Source organism: Streptomyces fragilis (assembly GCF_003112515.1).
Taxonomy (GTDB): Bacteria; Actinomycetota; Actinomycetes; order Streptomycetales; family Streptomycetaceae; genus Streptomyces; species Streptomyces fragilis.
This window is the reverse complement of the sequence record NZ_BEVZ01000005.1, coordinates 179,466-193,561: the sequence shown is the minus strand read 5'-3', so window position 1 is coordinate 193,561 and position 14,096 is coordinate 179,466. Positions and strand designations below refer to the sequence as shown.

Annotated in this window: 14 protein-coding genes; 7 read left to right on the top strand and 7 right to left on the bottom strand. The window is 74.9% G+C overall.

Going from position 1 to position 14,096, the window contains the following annotated elements; genetic code table 11:
* Positions 1 to 630: 630 nt before the first annotated feature.
* Positions 631 to 2,595, top strand: a complete 1,965-nt coding sequence (glxA, locus tag Sfr03f_RS19315) for a radical copper oxidase GlxA (RefSeq protein ID WP_108955215.1) — start codon at positions 631 to 633, stop codon at positions 2,593 to 2,595.
* A gap of 86 nt (positions 2,596 to 2,681) precedes the next feature.
* Here glxA and Sfr03f_RS19310 read toward each other — a convergent pair whose 3' ends face one another.
* The 5 genes from Sfr03f_RS19310 to Sfr03f_RS30330 form a co-directional block, all read right to left on the bottom strand.
* Complete coding sequence (locus Sfr03f_RS19310; RefSeq protein ID WP_108955214.1) at positions 2,682 to 3,704, bottom strand: glycoside hydrolase family 6 protein; 1,023 nt, start codon at positions 3,702 to 3,704, stop codon at positions 2,682 to 2,684.
* 114 nt (positions 3,705 to 3,818) lie between these two features.
* Positions 3,819 to 4,481 carry a class F sortase gene (locus Sfr03f_RS19305; RefSeq protein ID WP_108955213.1) on the bottom strand — a complete coding sequence of 221 codons (663 nt, stop codon included), beginning with the start codon at positions 4,479 to 4,481 and terminating at the stop codon, positions 3,819 to 3,821.
* On the bottom strand, positions 4,478 to 5,080 hold the full coding sequence (locus tag Sfr03f_RS19300) for a hypothetical protein (RefSeq protein ID WP_108955212.1): 603 nt from the start codon (positions 5,078 to 5,080) through the stop codon (positions 4,478 to 4,480). The genes Sfr03f_RS19305 and Sfr03f_RS19300 overlap by 4 nt, the downstream gene beginning before the upstream one ends.
* A gap of 123 nt (positions 5,081 to 5,203) precedes the next feature.
* Positions 5,204 to 5,983, bottom strand: coding sequence for an HAD-IIA family hydrolase (locus tag Sfr03f_RS19295; RefSeq protein WP_108955211.1), 780 nt, complete (start codon positions 5,981 to 5,983; stop codon positions 5,204 to 5,206).
* Between the two features lie 195 nt (positions 5,984 to 6,178).
* On the bottom strand, positions 6,179 to 6,910 hold the full coding sequence (locus Sfr03f_RS30330) for a hypothetical protein (protein WP_159105685.1): 732 nt from the start codon (positions 6,908 to 6,910) through the stop codon (positions 6,179 to 6,181).
* Between the two features lie 141 nt (positions 6,911 to 7,051).
* On the opposite strand from Sfr03f_RS30330, the gene Sfr03f_RS19285 reads away from it, so the two are divergent.
* Both Sfr03f_RS19285 and Sfr03f_RS19280 read left to right on the top strand, forming a co-directional pair.
* Positions 7,052 to 8,131 carry a Gfo/Idh/MocA family protein gene (locus Sfr03f_RS19285; protein ID WP_108955209.1) on the top strand — a complete coding sequence of 360 codons (1,080 nt, stop codon included), beginning with the start codon at positions 7,052 to 7,054 and terminating at the stop codon, positions 8,129 to 8,131.
* Positions 8,128 to 8,619: a heme-degrading domain-containing protein gene (locus Sfr03f_RS19280; protein ID WP_170145115.1), complete on the top strand. Its 492-nt coding sequence runs from the start codon at positions 8,128 to 8,130 to the stop codon at positions 8,617 to 8,619. The genes Sfr03f_RS19285 and Sfr03f_RS19280 overlap by 4 nt, the downstream gene beginning before the upstream one ends.
* Positions 8,620 to 8,721: 102 nt before the next feature.
* Here Sfr03f_RS19280 and Sfr03f_RS30325 read toward each other — a convergent pair whose 3' ends face one another.
* A complete protein-coding gene (locus tag Sfr03f_RS30325; protein ID WP_159105684.1) occupies positions 8,722 to 9,720 on the bottom strand; it encodes a hypothetical protein in 999 nt (332 codons plus the stop codon).
* Between the two features lie 227 nt (positions 9,721 to 9,947).
* Between Sfr03f_RS30325 and Sfr03f_RS19260 the strand changes: the two genes are divergently transcribed.
* The 3 genes from Sfr03f_RS19260 (at position 9,948) to Sfr03f_RS19250 (ending at position 12,387) form a co-directional block, all read left to right on the top strand.
* Positions 9,948 to 10,547, top strand: a complete 600-nt coding sequence (locus tag Sfr03f_RS19260) for a hypothetical protein (protein WP_108955207.1) — start codon at positions 9,948 to 9,950, stop codon at positions 10,545 to 10,547.
* 218 nt (positions 10,548 to 10,765) lie between these two features.
* Positions 10,766 to 11,791 carry an SEC-C domain-containing protein gene (locus tag Sfr03f_RS19255; RefSeq protein WP_108955206.1) on the top strand — a complete coding sequence of 342 codons (1,026 nt, stop codon included), beginning with the start codon at positions 10,766 to 10,768 and terminating at the stop codon, positions 11,789 to 11,791.
* Positions 11,792 to 11,883: 92 nt separating this feature from the next.
* Positions 11,884 to 12,387, top strand: a complete 504-nt coding sequence (locus Sfr03f_RS19250) for a lamin tail domain-containing protein (RefSeq protein ID WP_108955205.1) — start codon at positions 11,884 to 11,886, stop codon at positions 12,385 to 12,387.
* Between the two features lie 62 nt (positions 12,388 to 12,449).
* Here the strand turns inward: Sfr03f_RS19250 and Sfr03f_RS19245 are convergent, their stop codons facing one another.
* Positions 12,450 to 12,887, bottom strand: coding sequence for a L,D-transpeptidase family protein (locus Sfr03f_RS19245; RefSeq protein ID WP_159105683.1), 438 nt, complete (start codon positions 12,885 to 12,887; stop codon positions 12,450 to 12,452).
* A gap of 528 nt (positions 12,888 to 13,415) precedes the next feature.
* Between Sfr03f_RS19245 and Sfr03f_RS19240 the strand changes: the two genes are divergently transcribed.
* On the top strand, positions 13,416 to 14,030 hold the full coding sequence (locus tag Sfr03f_RS19240; protein WP_108955203.1) for a TetR/AcrR family transcriptional regulator: 615 nt from the start codon (positions 13,416 to 13,418) through the stop codon (positions 14,028 to 14,030).
* The last annotated feature ends 66 nt before the right edge of the window (positions 14,031 to 14,096 follow it).

The window sequence follows — 14,096 nt, the reverse complement described above, 5'->3', positions numbered from 1 at the left end:
CCGTCCCGCGGCGGTCTCCGCCGCCCCGCTCCCGGGCGCCACCGGGCCCGCGCCGGCCGAGCCCGAGGACGCCGCGCCCGCGGCCACCGGACCCGAGCAGCTCTGGCCCGAGCCCGCCGACGCCGCGACCACCGGCACCGGGCCCTCGGACACCGCCACCACCCAGCGCTGGCCCGAGTCCCCACCCGCCGAGCACGCGGCCCCCGAGCCCGCGGACGCGAAGCCGGTAGGTGCCGAGCCCGTGACCACCGAACCCAGGGACGCCGTACCCGCCGACGCGGAGCCGAGGGACGCCGTACGCGCCGACGTTGAGCCCCCGGACGCGGAGCCCGCGGACGCGGAACGGAGGAACGCCGAGCCCGCCGACGTCGAGCCCGCGAACGCGGAGCCCACGGATGCAGAGCGGAGGGACGCCGTACCCGCCGACGCGGAGCCCGCGGACGGGGAGCCGAGGAACGCCGAGCCCGCCGACGTCGAGCCCGCGAACGCGGAGCCCACGGATGCAGAGCGGAGGGACGCCGCACCCGCGGACGCCGAGTCCAAGGACGCCGTACCCGCGAACGCGAAGCCCGCGGGGGCCGCACCCGCGGACACCCGTGAGGCGCGCGCCGGCGAAGGGGGCTCGCGGGGATGACGCCTCGTCGGACGAGCCCCTCGCGGCGCAAGGCCCGCCGCATCGCCCTGGTGATCGCCGTGGTGCTGGCACTGGCCGGCGCCAACGGCCCCTGGCTGTACCGCTTCGGCACAGAGAAGTACCACGCCTACGCCATCGACCGCCCCGAATACAAGGCGGCCAACGGCCGCTGGGAGATCGTCGAGTTCCCGGACGGGTACCGTCAGAACACCATCCACGCCGCCCTGCTCCGCACCGGCAAGGTGCTGCTGGTCGCCGGTTCCGGGAACGACCGGAGGAACTTCGACACCAGGCGCTTCGACACCCGTGTCTGGGACCCGGTGAAGGGGACGATCGCGAAGGTCCCCACCCCCAGCGACCTGTTCTGCACCGGCCACACCCAGCTCGCCGACGGCAACCTGCTCGTCGCGGGCGGCACCCAGCGCTACGAGCGGCTGAAGGGCGACGTCACCAAGGCGGGCGGCCTGATGGTCGTCCACAACGAGAACCCCGACAAGCCGATCACCGTCAAGGCGGGGACCCGCTTCACCGGGAAGAAGAACGGCAGGACCTTCGTCGCCCAGGACCCGGTGCTGGTCTCCCGCGCCACCAAGAGGTTCGACCCGGCGACCGGCAGGTTCCTCGGCAACGACGCCGGCCTCGGCCGCGTGTACGTCGAGGCGGCCCGGAGCGGCACCCGCTACCAGACCGGCGCCGAGGACAACTACCGCATCGAGGGCCTCGAGGGCGCGGACGCCCGCAACACCTACGGCATCGCGCAGAAGCTGGCGCTGGACAAGCGGGACTTCCAGGGGATCCGCGACGCCTACGAGTTCGACCCGGTGGCCGAGCGGTACGTGAAGGTCGACCCGATGAACGAGGCGCGCTGGTACCCCACGCTCACCACGCTCTCCGACGGCAAGGTGCTGTCCGTCTCCGGCCTGGACGAGGTCGGCCAGCTGGTGCCGGGCAGGAACGAGGTGTACGACCCGCGGACCAGGAAGTGGTCGTACACGGCGAAGGAGCGTCAGTTCCCGACCTACCCGGCCCTGTTCCTCATGCGGAACGGCAAGCTGTTCTACTCGGGCTCCAACGCCGGTTACGGTCCCGCCGACGTGGGCCGCGACCCGGGGATCTGGGACGTGGAGACCGGCCGGTTCACCCGGATCCCCGGGATGAGCGACCCGGACCGGCTGGAGACCTCCGGCACCGTGCTGCTGCCGCCCGCCCAGGAGGAGAAGTACCTGGTGATCGGCGGAGGCGGCATCGGCGAGTCGCGCCGGTCGAGTCGGCGGACGCGGCTGGTCGACCTGAGGGCGGAGAAGCCGCGCTTCACGGACGGCCCGTCGCTCGGGCGCGGCACCCGGTACCCGCAGTCGTCGATCCTGCCGGACGACACCGTGCTGGTGTCCGGTGGCTCGCAGGACTACCGGGGGCGGTCCGGTTCCGACATCCTCGAGGCGCGCCTGTACGACCCGGAGCAGAACTCCTTCCGCCGGGTCGCCGACCCCCTGGTGGGCCGCAACTACCATTCCGGCTCGCTGCTGCTGCCCGACGGGCGGGTGATGTTCTTCGGCTCCGACCCGCTCTTCGCCGACCCGGCCAACTCCAGGCCGGGTGTGTTCGAGCAGCGCATCGAGATCTACACCCCGCCGTACCTGTTCCGGGGCGGGCGGCCGGTGGTGGAGGACGGCCCCGGGGCCCTCCGCCGGGGCGGCGAGGCCACCTTCCGCTCGCCGGACGCCGGCCGTCTCGCGACCGCGCGGCTGATCCGGCCCAGCGCCTCCACCCACGTCACGGACGTGGACCAGCGCTCGATCGCCCTCGGCCTGAAGAAGCCGTCGGGCGGGGCCGGCGAGCCCGGTGAGGTCACGGTGACCGTTCCGGGCAGCCGGAACCTGGTCCAGCCGGGCTGGTACATGCTCTTCTTCACCGACCGGGACGGGGTTCCCGCGACGGCACGGTGGGTGAAGGTCTCCTGACTCCGCCCGGGCGGGGGGCGGTCCGGGTCACCGGACCGCCCCCCGCGAACGTCAGCCCGACGCCGGCGTCACCGCCACCGTCGCCGTCACCGGGAGGCCCGCGCCAGCTCCAGGGCGTACTCCGGCCACCATTCGCCGGCCTTGGGGCCGCCCTTGCAGGTGCCGTCGGACTCCCCGGGCCGCTTGGCCCACACGTAGGCGTCGACCAGCGGGTCCGCCGTCCGGGTCGTCGGCCTCTCGCCCAGCGCGCGGCCCGGCGGGTTGCACCACCGCTCACCCGGGTCGCCCTCCTGGTAGGGCCCGTTGCCGTTGCGGCTGGTGTCGATGACGAAGTGCTTGCCGCCGACCTTCTCGGAGAGCGTCCTGCCGTAGGCGATGGAGTCCTCGGTGGAGTAGAAGTTGGAGACGTTGACCGCGAAGCCGTCGGCGTTCTCCACCCCGGCCCGCCGCAGCGGCTCCCAGATCTGCTCCGGCCGGCCCCAGCCCGCGTTCCCGGCGTCCACGTACACCCGGGTGTTCTCCAGCTGCTTGAGCCGGCCCACCGCCTCCCCGAGCAGCGCGTACCGCTCCTCGTGGAACTCGGCGGGCGTGCACCCGTCGACGAGGTGCAGCACGGCGTCGGGTTCGAGGACCACCGTCGCCGGGCGGTCGCCGATGCCGCGGATCACGCCCTCCAGCCAGGCCCGGTAGGCGTCGCCGTCCGCGGCGCCGCCGCCGCTGTAGTTGCCGCAGTCGCGGTGCGGGATGTTGTAGAGCACCAGCAGCGCCCTGCGGCCGTCCGCGACGGCGGCCTCGGTGAGCCCGCGGGCCTCGCCCTCCGGGTTCTCGGTGCCGATCCACTCCCCCACCGGCTGTTCCGCTATCCGCCGGATCGCCTCGGCCTCGGCCTTCCGGCCCTGCTGTTCGTAGGCCTGGACCTGCCGTGCCGCGTTGCCGTCCGGGTTGACCCAGAAGGGCGCCCCGTTCGCGGGCGGCGCGCCACGCTCCCTGTGCTTCTGCTGGCGCTCCTCCTTGTCGTCGGAGCAGCCCACGGCGGTGAGCAGCAGCGCCGTGCCGAGCGCCGCCGCACAGAGCCGTCTGCCGACCCCGGCCCGCCTGATGGCGTCCATCCGTTCCCCCCTCGCTGTCCCCCCTGGGCGCACTGTCGTCCTCATTCTCAGTCCTGACATTTCAGTTGTCACCCACGCGAATGCAACGTGAGGTGACAACACGGAAGTTCCGGATCATCGTCCACCCGATCCGGTGAGATAGGCGGAGACCACCACATTGGCCGTGTAGGCCCGCGCCGCCTCGTCCCAGGCCCCGGCGCAGGTGATCAGCCGCAGTTCCGCGCGGCCGGACCGGCGTGGTCCGTAGGCGAGGCGGGCGTCGAAGGCGGCACGGCGCAGGGTCCGCACCTCCTCCACGGTGAAGCGGGCCGCCCGCCCGTCGCTGCGGTAGACGTCGATGGCGTCGCCGGGCCGCAGGTCGCCGAGCCGGTGGAAGACGGCGGCCCGGCTGCCGGTGTCCCGGTGGCCGGCCAGCAGGGCCGGGCCCGCGGCTCCGGGGGCGGGGCCCCGCTGCCACCAGCCGACCGCGCCCGCCATCTCCATGGGGGGAGTTCCGGGCGCCCCCGAGGGGTCGAGCGGCCGGGGCACCACGGGAGCGCTCAGCCCGAGGGACGGCACGTCGATCCGCCGGGGCTCGGCCGCGGGCAGCGGCCGGCGGGCGGGCGGCAGTCGTACGCCCGGGCCGGGAGCGGCGGGCGGGGCGGCGTGCGCCGGGGCGTGCCGGCGCTCCCCGGGGGGCGGGTCGACGTCCGTGAGTTCGGCGGCCCAGGCGAGCGTCGCCGCGAACAGCGTCAGCCAGGCCAGGGCGGGCAGCAGGCGTGATCCGCGGGCCGTCATCGTCGCTCCGCACGTCGCCTCCGGGCGGTCCGGGCGGTCCTTGCGGTCCGCGGCAGGAACACCACCACGGCGGCGGCCACCCCGGCCAGCACCACTCCGGTGACCGTCTGCGCGGCACCCGGGGCGGCGGCCTCCGCCTCGGCCTCCGCGCGGGCCCTCGCCTCGGCCTCCGCGCGGGCGAGCCCTCCGCCGCCGGCCGGGACCGGGGCGGTCGGCGAGGCGGGGCGGCCCGGGACGACGGCGTCGCCGCGGGCGTCGGCCACCCGCACCTCGGTCAAGCGTTCGGGCACGCCGTCGCAGCGCACCCGCACCCGGTAGGCGCCCGGCCTGACACCGGTGCGGACGCGGGTCTCGCCGGTGAGCGCGCCGTCGGTCCCGGTGCCGGTCAGCCTGACCTCGGCCACGAAGGCGTCGGACGCGGCGGTGCCGGTGCGGCCGCCGCAGCCGCTCACGGTCACCCGTACGTCGGTGCCGGGACGCGGCGCGACCGGGGCCACGGCCACGTCACCGTCCTCCGCGAGGAAGGCTCCGGTCACCGGGGTGAGCGCGACGGCCGCCGCGGCGCCCGCACAGCTGAGCGTCGTACGTAGTGCACCCATCACGAACCTCCCGTTACCAGGAGGCTCCCCCGGACCACGCCTCCCGCATCGGGGGCGGGCCGGGTATGCCACGAACGAACGGGTGCGCGCCGCCCGTTCGGAGCAGCGCGCGGGGCGGCGGCCTCAGACGAGGTCGACGATGTCCGCGATCGAGGTGACGACCTCCGAGGGGCGGAACGGGTAGTTCTCCACCTGGTCCTTGCCGGTCGAACCGGTGAGCACCAGGAAGGTGCGCAGCCCGGCCTCCATGCCGGCCAGCACGTCGGTGTCCATCCGGTCGCCGATCATCGCGGAGCTCTCCGAGTGCGCGCCGAGGCGGTTGAGGCCGGTGCGCATCATCAGCGGGTTGGGCTTGCCGGCGAAGTACGGCTGCTTGCCGGTGGCCCGGGTGATCAGCGCGGCCACCGAGCCGGTGGCGGGCAGCGGGCCCTCGGTGGAGGGGCCGGTCTCGTCGGGGTTGGTGGCGATGAACCGCGCGCCGGCGTTGATCAGCCGGACGGCCTTGGTCATCGCCTCGAAGGAGTAGGTGCGGGTCTCGCCGAGGACGACGTAGTCGGGGTCGTGGTCGGTGAGCACGTAGCCGATGTCGTGCAGGGCGGTGGTCAGGCCGGCCTCGCCGATCGCGTAGGCGGTGCCGCCGGGGCGCTGGTCGTCGAGGAACTGGGCGGTGGCCAGCGCGGAGGTCCAGATGTTCTCCACCGGCACGTCCAGGCCCATCCTGCGCAGGCGGGCCTGCAGGTCGCGGGGCGTGTAGATGGAGTTGTTGGTGAGGACCAGGAACGGGCGGTCCTTGTCCTTCAGCCGCTTGATGAACTCCTCGGCACCGGGGATCGGGACGCCCTCATGGATGAGCACACCGTCCATGTCCGTGAGCCACGACTCGATGGGCTTGCGCTCGGACATCCACAGCCTCCTGAACCTCTCCTGCCACAGGGGCCCCAGCCTATGCGCCCCCTGCCACCCCCAGCCAGGTCCCGGCGTCCCGTATTCCCCCCGGCCCGCACCTGTCCGACCTGCGGACACGCCCGTTCGGCCCTGGTGCGTCCGCGGCCCCGAGACCCCGTCGGGGCGGCCGGTGCGGAGGGGCCCGGGGCGGTGTCAGGAGCGGTGGCGGCGGAGGGTCCAGGCCGCGGCGGCGGTGAGGGAGATTCCGAGCGTGCCGGCGGCGAGGGGCGCCCAGGGGAAGGCGGGGTCGCGTTCGGCCGAGGGGCCGGAGGCGCCGCGCACGTGGGGTGCGGCCGCCGCGCCGATGCGGAACCGGTAGGGGTCCTCGGAGCGCCCCACCCACTCCCCGTCCGTCCCGCCCCGCCCGGTGCGCCGCACCACGACCGCCTCCGCGGCCACCTCGTTGGCACGGGCGTCGGGGGCGACCGCCAGCAGCACGCGCACCCGCAGGGTCTGACGGGCGTTCACCGTGAACCCCTCGAAGCCGCCCTTGCGCCGCTTCCCGTCCTCGCCGAACACGCCCACCAGCTCGTCGCGTTCCGTGCCCTCGAAGTCGACCGCCCGGGGCCGCTCGCCGTCGAAGAAGAACAGCGCCGCCTGCGCGGGCAGCAGCGCGCGCCGCTCGTCGGTGAGCACCACCACCGGATGCAGCCCCGCGCACGCCCGCGCCGACCGGTTCGTCAGCTCCAGCGTCCACGCCTGCGGCACGTCACCGGCCCGGTACACCCGCGGCCCCCGCAGCCGGGCCACCACGGGGAAGTCCCGCTTCCCCTTCCCCACCCCCTCGCACCGCTGCCCCGCGGCGGGCGCCGTGAGGCCCCCGGCCGCCGCCGGGGCCTCCCCCGCCGACGCCGCCGAGCCCACCGCGGCCGCGGCCAGAGCCACGGCAGCCGCCCACCGTCGCATGCCGGGTGAACTTCCCCGCCCCGCGCCCACGATCCCCGACACGCTGCCGCACCACCCGAACGGCCGTACGGGACCCCCCGCCCGGACCAGCACGGGAACCCTCCGTGCCAGAGTGTTCGTATGACTACTGCACCACTGCGGGTCGCCCTGGTCGGCTACGGCCTGGCCGGGTCCGTGTTCCACGCGCCGATGATCGCCGCCGCCGAGGGCCTGACCCTCGACACCGTGGTCACCTCCAACCCCGAGCGGGCCGCACAGGCCCGCGCCGAGTACCCCGACGTGCACATCGCCGCCTCGGCGGACGAGCTGTGGCCCCGCGCCGGCGAGCTGGACCTGGTGGTCGTCGCCTCCCCCAACCGGACGCACGTCCCGCTGGCCACCGAGGCACTGCGCCAGGGTCTTCACGTGGTCGTGGACAAGCCGGTCGCCGGCACCGCCGCCGAGGCCCGCGAACTGGCCGCGCTGGCCGAGGAGCGGGGTCTGCTGCTGTCCGTGTTCCAGAACCGCCGCTGGGACGGCGACTTCCTCACCCTGCGCAAGCTGCTCGACGACGGCGCGCTGGGCGAGGTCCAGCGGTTCGAGTCCCGCTTCGAGCGCTGGCGTCCCCAGCCGAAGGGCGGCTGGCGCGAGTCGGCCGACCCGGCGGAGCTCGGCGGACTCCTGTACGACCTCGGCAGCCACGTCGTGGACCAGGCGCTGCACCTGTTCGGCCCGGCCGAGTACGTCTACGCGGAGGTCGACACCCGCCGCCAGGGCGCACAGGTCGACGACGACGTCTTCATCGCCGTCACCCACACCGGTGGCGTCCGCTCCCACCTGTACGCCTCGGCGACGACCGCGCAGCTCGGCCCGCGCTTCCGGGTGCTCGGCTCGAAGGCGGGTTACGTGAAGTACGGCCTGGACCCGCAGGAGAACGCCCTGCGCGAGGGCCTGCGCCCGGCCGCGGAGGGCGAGCGGTGGGGCCACGAGCCCCAGGAGATGTGGGGTGCGATCGGCGCGGGCGAGTCCCCGCTGACGGGCGGCGGCGAGCCGGTGCCCACGCTGCCCGGCGACTACCCCTCGTACTACCGCGCGGTGGCCGCCGCGGTGAGCGGCGGCGGGCGCAACCCGGTGACGGCGCTGGAGGCGGCGGACGCGCTGGCGGTGCTGGAGGCGGCGGCGCGGTCCGCCCGTGACGGCGGGACGGTGAAGCCGGCATGACCAGGATGACTCCGGAACTCTCCCCCACCGTCGAGGAGCTCGAGGCGCAGGAACGCCGCCTGGTCCTCCCCCGCTTCAGCAACGAGGACGCCTGGGAGCTGGGCTCCCTGCTGGTGGCGCTGGCCCGTGAGCGGCAGGCCCCGGTCGCGATCGACATCCACCGCGCCGGCCAGCAGCTCTTCCACGCGGCGCTGGAGGGGTCCGCGCCGGAGAACGACGCGTGGATCGACCGCAAGCGGCGTGTGGTGATGCGGTACGGGCACGCCTCCTTCCTGGTCGGCACCCGGTTCCGGGCCAAGGGCCAGAACTTCGACGAGTCCTCCCGCCTCGACCCGGACGTCTACGCGGCGCACGGCGGTTCGTTCCCGCTGCGGGTCGACGGGGTCGGCGTGATCGGCGCGGTCACCGTCTCCGGGCTCCCGCAGGCGCAGGACCACGCCCTGGTCGTCGAGGCGCTGGAACGCTTCCTGGGCCTCACCCTCGACTGACCCGCCCCGACGCCCGGGCCCGGGCGCGGCCCCGAGGCCCGGCCCGGTCCGCTGCAGTCCGGCCCGGCCCCGAGCCCGGGGGCCCGGCCGGGCGTCGAGGGCTCAGCTCGGCTGAGGCGGGGCCGGGCTGGTCGGGGCGACCGGGCACACCGGCGGCGCCTGCAGCCGGGTGTCCTGTGCGTCCCCCAGCGTCACGGCGGCGGTCAGCACCATCCCCGCCGCCGCGGCCGCCGCGGCGGTGACCGCCGCCGACCACCGCCGCCACCGCAGGTCCTGCTCGGTCACCACGGAGACGGGTGCCGCCCCGGCCACCGGGGCGGCCGCGGACGCCGGCCCGGTCACCACCCCGGCCCCCGTCCGGGGGCGCGGCACGGTGAGCGGAACGCGGCCGAGCACCCCGACCGCCGGCACGACCGGGGTGCCGATGCCGACCCCGGTCCCCTCCCCGGCAGCCGCGGACGCACTCGCCCCTGCGCCTACGGAGACGGGGGCCGGGGCCGGCATCGCGGCCGAAGCCGAGGCCGGGGTCGGGGCAGGGATCGCGGCCGCGGCCGGGGTGGAAACCGGGACCGGGGCCAGGACCGGGACCGGGGCCGAAGCCGAGGCCGAGGACGACCGCTCCCCTCTTCCCCCGCTCACGCCACCGGAGGCACCGACCGCCCCCGCGCCGCCTCCCGCCCCGGAACCTCCGGCCGAGCCGCGGTCCGCACCCGCGCCCACCCGCGCCCCGGTCCCCTGGTCCACCGGTGGGCCGGCGGCTCCGCCCGCACCCGCGGGGGCGGAGCCCACGTCGTCCCCCCGCGCCGCCGCGTGGAGTTCCAGCGCCTCCGCCAGCTCCGCGTCCGCCCGCTCCAGCACCGCGTGCAGCGCCCGGATGACGTCCCGCCGGGCCACGGTGGGCCGGGTGCGGTGCAGGTACCGCGACAGCATCTCCTGACTGGTCTTCACCCCCCGCTCGCCCAGCTTCCGCGCCAGCGACGACTGCGTGGCCCGGCCCGGATCCTCCTGCCACCAACTCCGCAGCAGCGCCGCCAGCTTCAGCCGCGCCGCGGTCCCACCCTCCGCGAATCCCTCACAACTCCCGCCGGATTCCTCACGCATTTGATGCGCCTCCCCCACGCCTCCATGCATGATCGCTGGTCAGCCGCGTGCATAGAAGCCGATTTGTGCATGAATCAACTGACCCGCCGGAAGTATAGAACTGGCCGGATTTGCCGGGGCAGGGTTGAGACGTCCAAGCCACCCGGTCGAGCGTCTTCGGCCGGGTGAAACCACCGTCGTCAGCGATCCACGACGCGACACGACGGCAGCCGAAAGGACCCGCATCCGTGCGTAACGCCACCGAGCAGCTCGCCCCGGCCACCGAGGCCGCCTCCTCCGCCACACCGGCCCGCCGGCGCAGGGGGGCCGTCGCCGCCCTCCTCGCCACCGCCCTGGCCGGCGGTCTGACGGCCTTCGCCCCGGTCGCCTCCGCCGCCCCGGCCGCGGCCGACTCCGTGTCCTCGCGGCCCGGTGAGCGCCTCAGCGACCGGCAGGCGGACCGCGTCCTCGACCGTGCGGGCGTGCGCCGCGTCTCGCCGGGCGACTGCCACAACGTCAACCGCTCCCGCTGCACCAGCTACCAGGGCATCCAGGAGGACACCGTCCGCGGCCTGGTGAAGCTCAAGCGCGACAGCCGCTGCAACGTGGTCGTCGTCAACGGCACCGAGGTCGGCAACGACTGGGGCGACCGCCGCAGCCGCTACACCCACGCGAACGGCTACAAGGTCGACCTGCGCGAGAACCGCTGCCTGGACAGGTACATCCGCGACACTGCGGACCGCGTCCGCGGCTCGCGCGGCGACGTCGTCTACCGCGACAGCCACCACGGCCGCGCCTACGTCCAGTACGAGTTCGAGCGCGGTGTCCTGGACGTCACCTACTTCTGACGTCCACCGATCGGCAGGCGCCCGGACCCGACCCGGGTACGGCTCCCCGCCCGGGCGCCTGCTCCGGACCGCTCCACCCCCACACCCACGCCACCCGGCGGCTCCCTGCGGCCGCCGGGTGGCGTGCGAGCACGATCCGCGCCCCCCGCACCGTGACGCTGCCGACACCGTGACCCCACTCCCCCCACCGCGTCGGACCCCGGCGCTACCGTGAGGACATGCGTCCCGACATGCCTGCAGAGAACGCCGTCGACCACACCGAAGAAGCGGCCCGCCTGGAGCGCGCCGCCGCTCTCTACCCGGCGGACGCCGAAGCCCTGCTGCTGCGGGCCGCCGCGCACCGCGAGCTGGGCGGCGACCGCCCCGCGGCCACTGCCCTCTACGACCGGCTGCTCGCCGCGCCGGCCGAGCTGGACGACCCGCACCTGGTCCGCGCGCTGAAGGCGTCCAACCTGTGGCAGTACGACCACGTCGCGGAGGCCCGCGCGATCATCGACGGCGTGCGGGCCGCGGCGCCGCGGACGCCGGAGGCGTGGCTCGTCGTCGCGGAGGCCCTGGAGACCCACGACGAGCTGGTGCTCGCCGAGGAGACGTTCACCGACGGGGCCCGGCTGCTGATCGGCGACTCCCAGGAGCCCACGTCCGCGACCCGCCCGCTCCTCTACGGCCGGCACCGGGTGCGCCGCATGCTCGGCGCGGACCACGACGCCTGGGACTCGCTGGCCGACCGCCTGCACGACTCCTCCTCGGCCGTCCGCCTGGACGAGCTGCACGACCCCAAGCGGGTCTGGTCCCTCGGCTCCTCCGACCCGGGCGAGCTGGCCGCCGAGATCGCCCGTCTGCGGGCCGAGCTGGGCGCCTTCCGCCGCGAGATCTCCCGCCCGTTCCCGGTGGCGGTGCTGCACTGGCCGGAGCAGGAGCTGAACGAACTGCTGGCCGCCTACCCGGGGCTGTCGGCGGAGTATCCGTCCCACGCCGACCACGTGGCCGCGATAGAGGCCAGCCTGCGCGAGCTCGCCGCCTCCGGCACCCCCAACCTGGGCATCGTCTCCGGCACCGTCCCCTCCTACGAGGCCTTCGCCGCCTCGGAGGCCGCCTCCCCCGAGGACGCCACGCTGCTCCCGCAGTACGCCACCACCCTCGCCGCCCGGGGACGGGCCCTGCCCTGGCCGCCGGAGCCCACCGCGGCGTGCTGGTGCGGGTCGGGGAGCCAGTACCACTCCTGTCACGGCCGGCGCTCGTGACCGAACCAAAACATTCATAACCTCGTCACACAATATTCACCGACGTAGACTTCCCCCCTCGCTTCACCCGCACGACCGAGGGGGGAATCCTCATGCGCAAGTCCACCGCCGGCGCGGCCCTGTTGGCCGCCGTCTCCACCGTCGCCCTGGGTGTTCTGACCGCCGCTCCGGCGCAGGCCGCCGAGTACCAGTCCGCGCTCAAGATCCGGGGCGCCCAGTACGACGCCCCGGGCGCCGACCGCAACAGCTGCTCGTCGGGCAACACCAGCCAGGAGTACCTGACGCTGAAGAACTACTCGAAGACCGCGACGATCAACCTGCGGGGTTACGTCGTGGAGGACGCGACCGGCAACACGTTCACCTTCACCGCGTCCCACTCGCTGCAGCCCGGCGACTACGTCCGCCTGCGCGGCGGCAACGGCACGGACTCGGACGCCAAGAACGTGGTCTACCGCGACAACTGCAACTTCATGTGGAACAACGACCGCGACACCATCTACCTGTACAAGCCGTCCGGCTCCTTCTCGGACGTCCACGCGTACAGCAAGTCCGGGAACGACGGCGACGGCAACGGGTACATCAGCTTCCACAGCTGACCGCTGCCGCCTGCCGCCGCACCGGCACACGGGCGCGCTCCCCCGGGGCGCGCCCGTTCCCGTCACGGGACCACGTGCAGCCGCTCCGGCCAGCCGAGCGCGTCGAGCCTGCGGAAGAGGTCCTTGATGTCGTCCGGCCGCAGCTTCACGCATCCGTCGGAGAGGTAGTCGGCCTCCCCGTCCCAGCGGCGCGGCTCGGTGTCCCCCTGACCGCCGTCGCGGTGCATCTCGGAGTGGACGAACATGCCGGTCCGCACCGCCCCGCCCCCGGCGCACCTCATGTCACCCAGCTGGATCCCGTAGCCGCGGACCTTGCCGCCCTTGAACCGCCGGTCCTTCAGGACGATGCGCCACTCCCCGTCCGGCAGCCACCCCCGCCCGGCGGCGCAGTCGTCGGTGCTCCCGTCGCCCGAGCCCGCCCGGTAACGGGCCTGCCGCTCGCCACCGCGACGGAGGATCAGGGTGGACCGGTCCGGGTGCTTCGGATTCTTGTCGAACACCAGGGTCACCTCGGGCCGCGCCCCGGTCGACGCCCCCGCCGCGCCCGGCGTCCCCGCCGCCGCGGCCAGAACGACCGCCGCCCCGCACGTCCCCCGCATCCAACGCGCCCACCGGCTCCCGCGCGTTCCTCGCGTCCCCGCCGCCGCCGTCGACGCCGCCGTCTTCACCGTCGTTGTCCCCGCCTTCCCCGTCGCCACCGTGCTTCCGCCTTCCACCGCGCGCTCCCACTCCCGACTCCGCGCCGGGCGCCCCGCGCGCCGGCCTGTCCGCAGCATCGGCAGCGCGGGGCGGGCCGGGGAAGCCCGGGCCGGGTGGAGCCACCCGAACGGCAGGAGCTCACGCGCGCCACGCGCCCCGGGCGTGCGCGGTGAGCCCCCTGTGGCCGGGCAGGCCCGGGGCGTACCGGCACGTCGACCGTGGGCGGGTCCGTCACGTGAGCCCCGGCGGGAGGCGCCCCGAGAAGCGGCTGCACCGCAGTGCCGTTCGCTAGGTAGACTGACCTACCTAATTCCAGGAGGGAGAGCCGGATGGGCGAGAGCACCGGACCGGTGGAGACCGCACGCCCCGGCAGGCGGCGCGGGGCCGCCCGGGAGCGGCTGCTGGCCGCCGCGGCCCGCCGTTTCTACGCGGACGGCGTGGCGGCGACCGGCATCGACACGATCACCGCCGAGGCGGGCGTGGCGAAGATGAGCCTGTACAACAACTTCTCCTCCAAGGCCGACCTGGTGATGGCCTACCTCGACGCCCGCCACGAGGAGTGGCTCGGTCTCTACCGGCAGAGGCTCGAGGCGGCCCACGACGCGCGCGGCCGGGTCCTCGCGGTCTTCGACGCCTACGCCGACCACGCCGCCTTCGCCTACGAGCGGGGCTTCCGCGGTTGCGGTCTGCTGAACGCGGCCGCCGAGCTGCCCGCCGGGGACGAGGGCCGGGAGGTGGTGCGCCGGCACAAGGAGGAGGTCGAGGACCTGCTCGCCAGGCACCTCGACGAGCTGCTCCCCGGCCGTCCGGAGCGGGCGCGGGCGACGGCGGAGCACCTGTCCTTCCTGCTGGAGGGCGCGATGGCCCGGGCCGGCCTGGAAGGCGCCGGCACCCGGCTGGAACGGGCCAGGGCGATGGCGTCCGACCTGCTGGACCGACTGTGAGCCGGCCCGGAGACCTCGGCGGCGGTTCCCCGGGCGTGGCCGACGACCGTTCCCCGGGAAGGGTCG

Excerpts from the sequence above, each read along its gene's own strand:
- Sfr03f_RS19240 (WP_108955203.1), top strand. The coding sequence starts at position 13,416 with ATGGGCGAGAGCACCGGACCGGTGGAGACCGCACGCCCCGGCAGGCGG.
- Sfr03f_RS19295 (WP_108955211.1), bottom strand. The coding sequence starts at position 5,983 with ATGTCCGAGCGCAAGCCCATCGAGTCGTGGCTCACGGACATGGACGGT.
- glxA (WP_108955215.1), top strand. The coding sequence starts at position 631 with ATGACGCCTCGTCGGACGAGCCCCTCGCGGCGCAAGGCCCGCCGCATC.
- Sfr03f_RS19300 (WP_108955212.1), bottom strand. The coding sequence starts at position 5,080 with ATGGGTGCACTACGTACGACGCTCAGCTGTGCGGGCGCCGCGGCGGCC.
- Sfr03f_RS19305 (WP_108955213.1), bottom strand. The coding sequence starts at position 4,481 with ATGACGGCCCGCGGATCACGCCTGCTGCCCGCCCTGGCCTGGCTGACG.
- Sfr03f_RS30325 (WP_159105684.1), bottom strand. The coding sequence starts at position 9,720 with ATGCGTGAGGAATCCGGCGGGAGTTGTGAGGGATTCGCGGAGGGTGGG.
- Sfr03f_RS19250 (WP_108955205.1), top strand. The coding sequence starts at position 11,884 with ATGCGCAAGTCCACCGCCGGCGCGGCCCTGTTGGCCGCCGTCTCCACC.
- Sfr03f_RS19280 (WP_170145115.1), top strand. The coding sequence starts at position 8,128 with ATGACCAGGATGACTCCGGAACTCTCCCCCACCGTCGAGGAGCTCGAG.
- Sfr03f_RS19255 (WP_108955206.1), top strand. The coding sequence starts at position 10,766 with ATGCGTCCCGACATGCCTGCAGAGAACGCCGTCGACCACACCGAAGAA.
- Sfr03f_RS19285 (WP_108955209.1), top strand. The coding sequence starts at position 7,052 with ATGACTACTGCACCACTGCGGGTCGCCCTGGTCGGCTACGGCCTGGCC.
- Sfr03f_RS19310 (WP_108955214.1), bottom strand. The coding sequence starts at position 3,704 with ATGGACGCCATCAGGCGGGCCGGGGTCGGCAGACGGCTCTGTGCGGCG.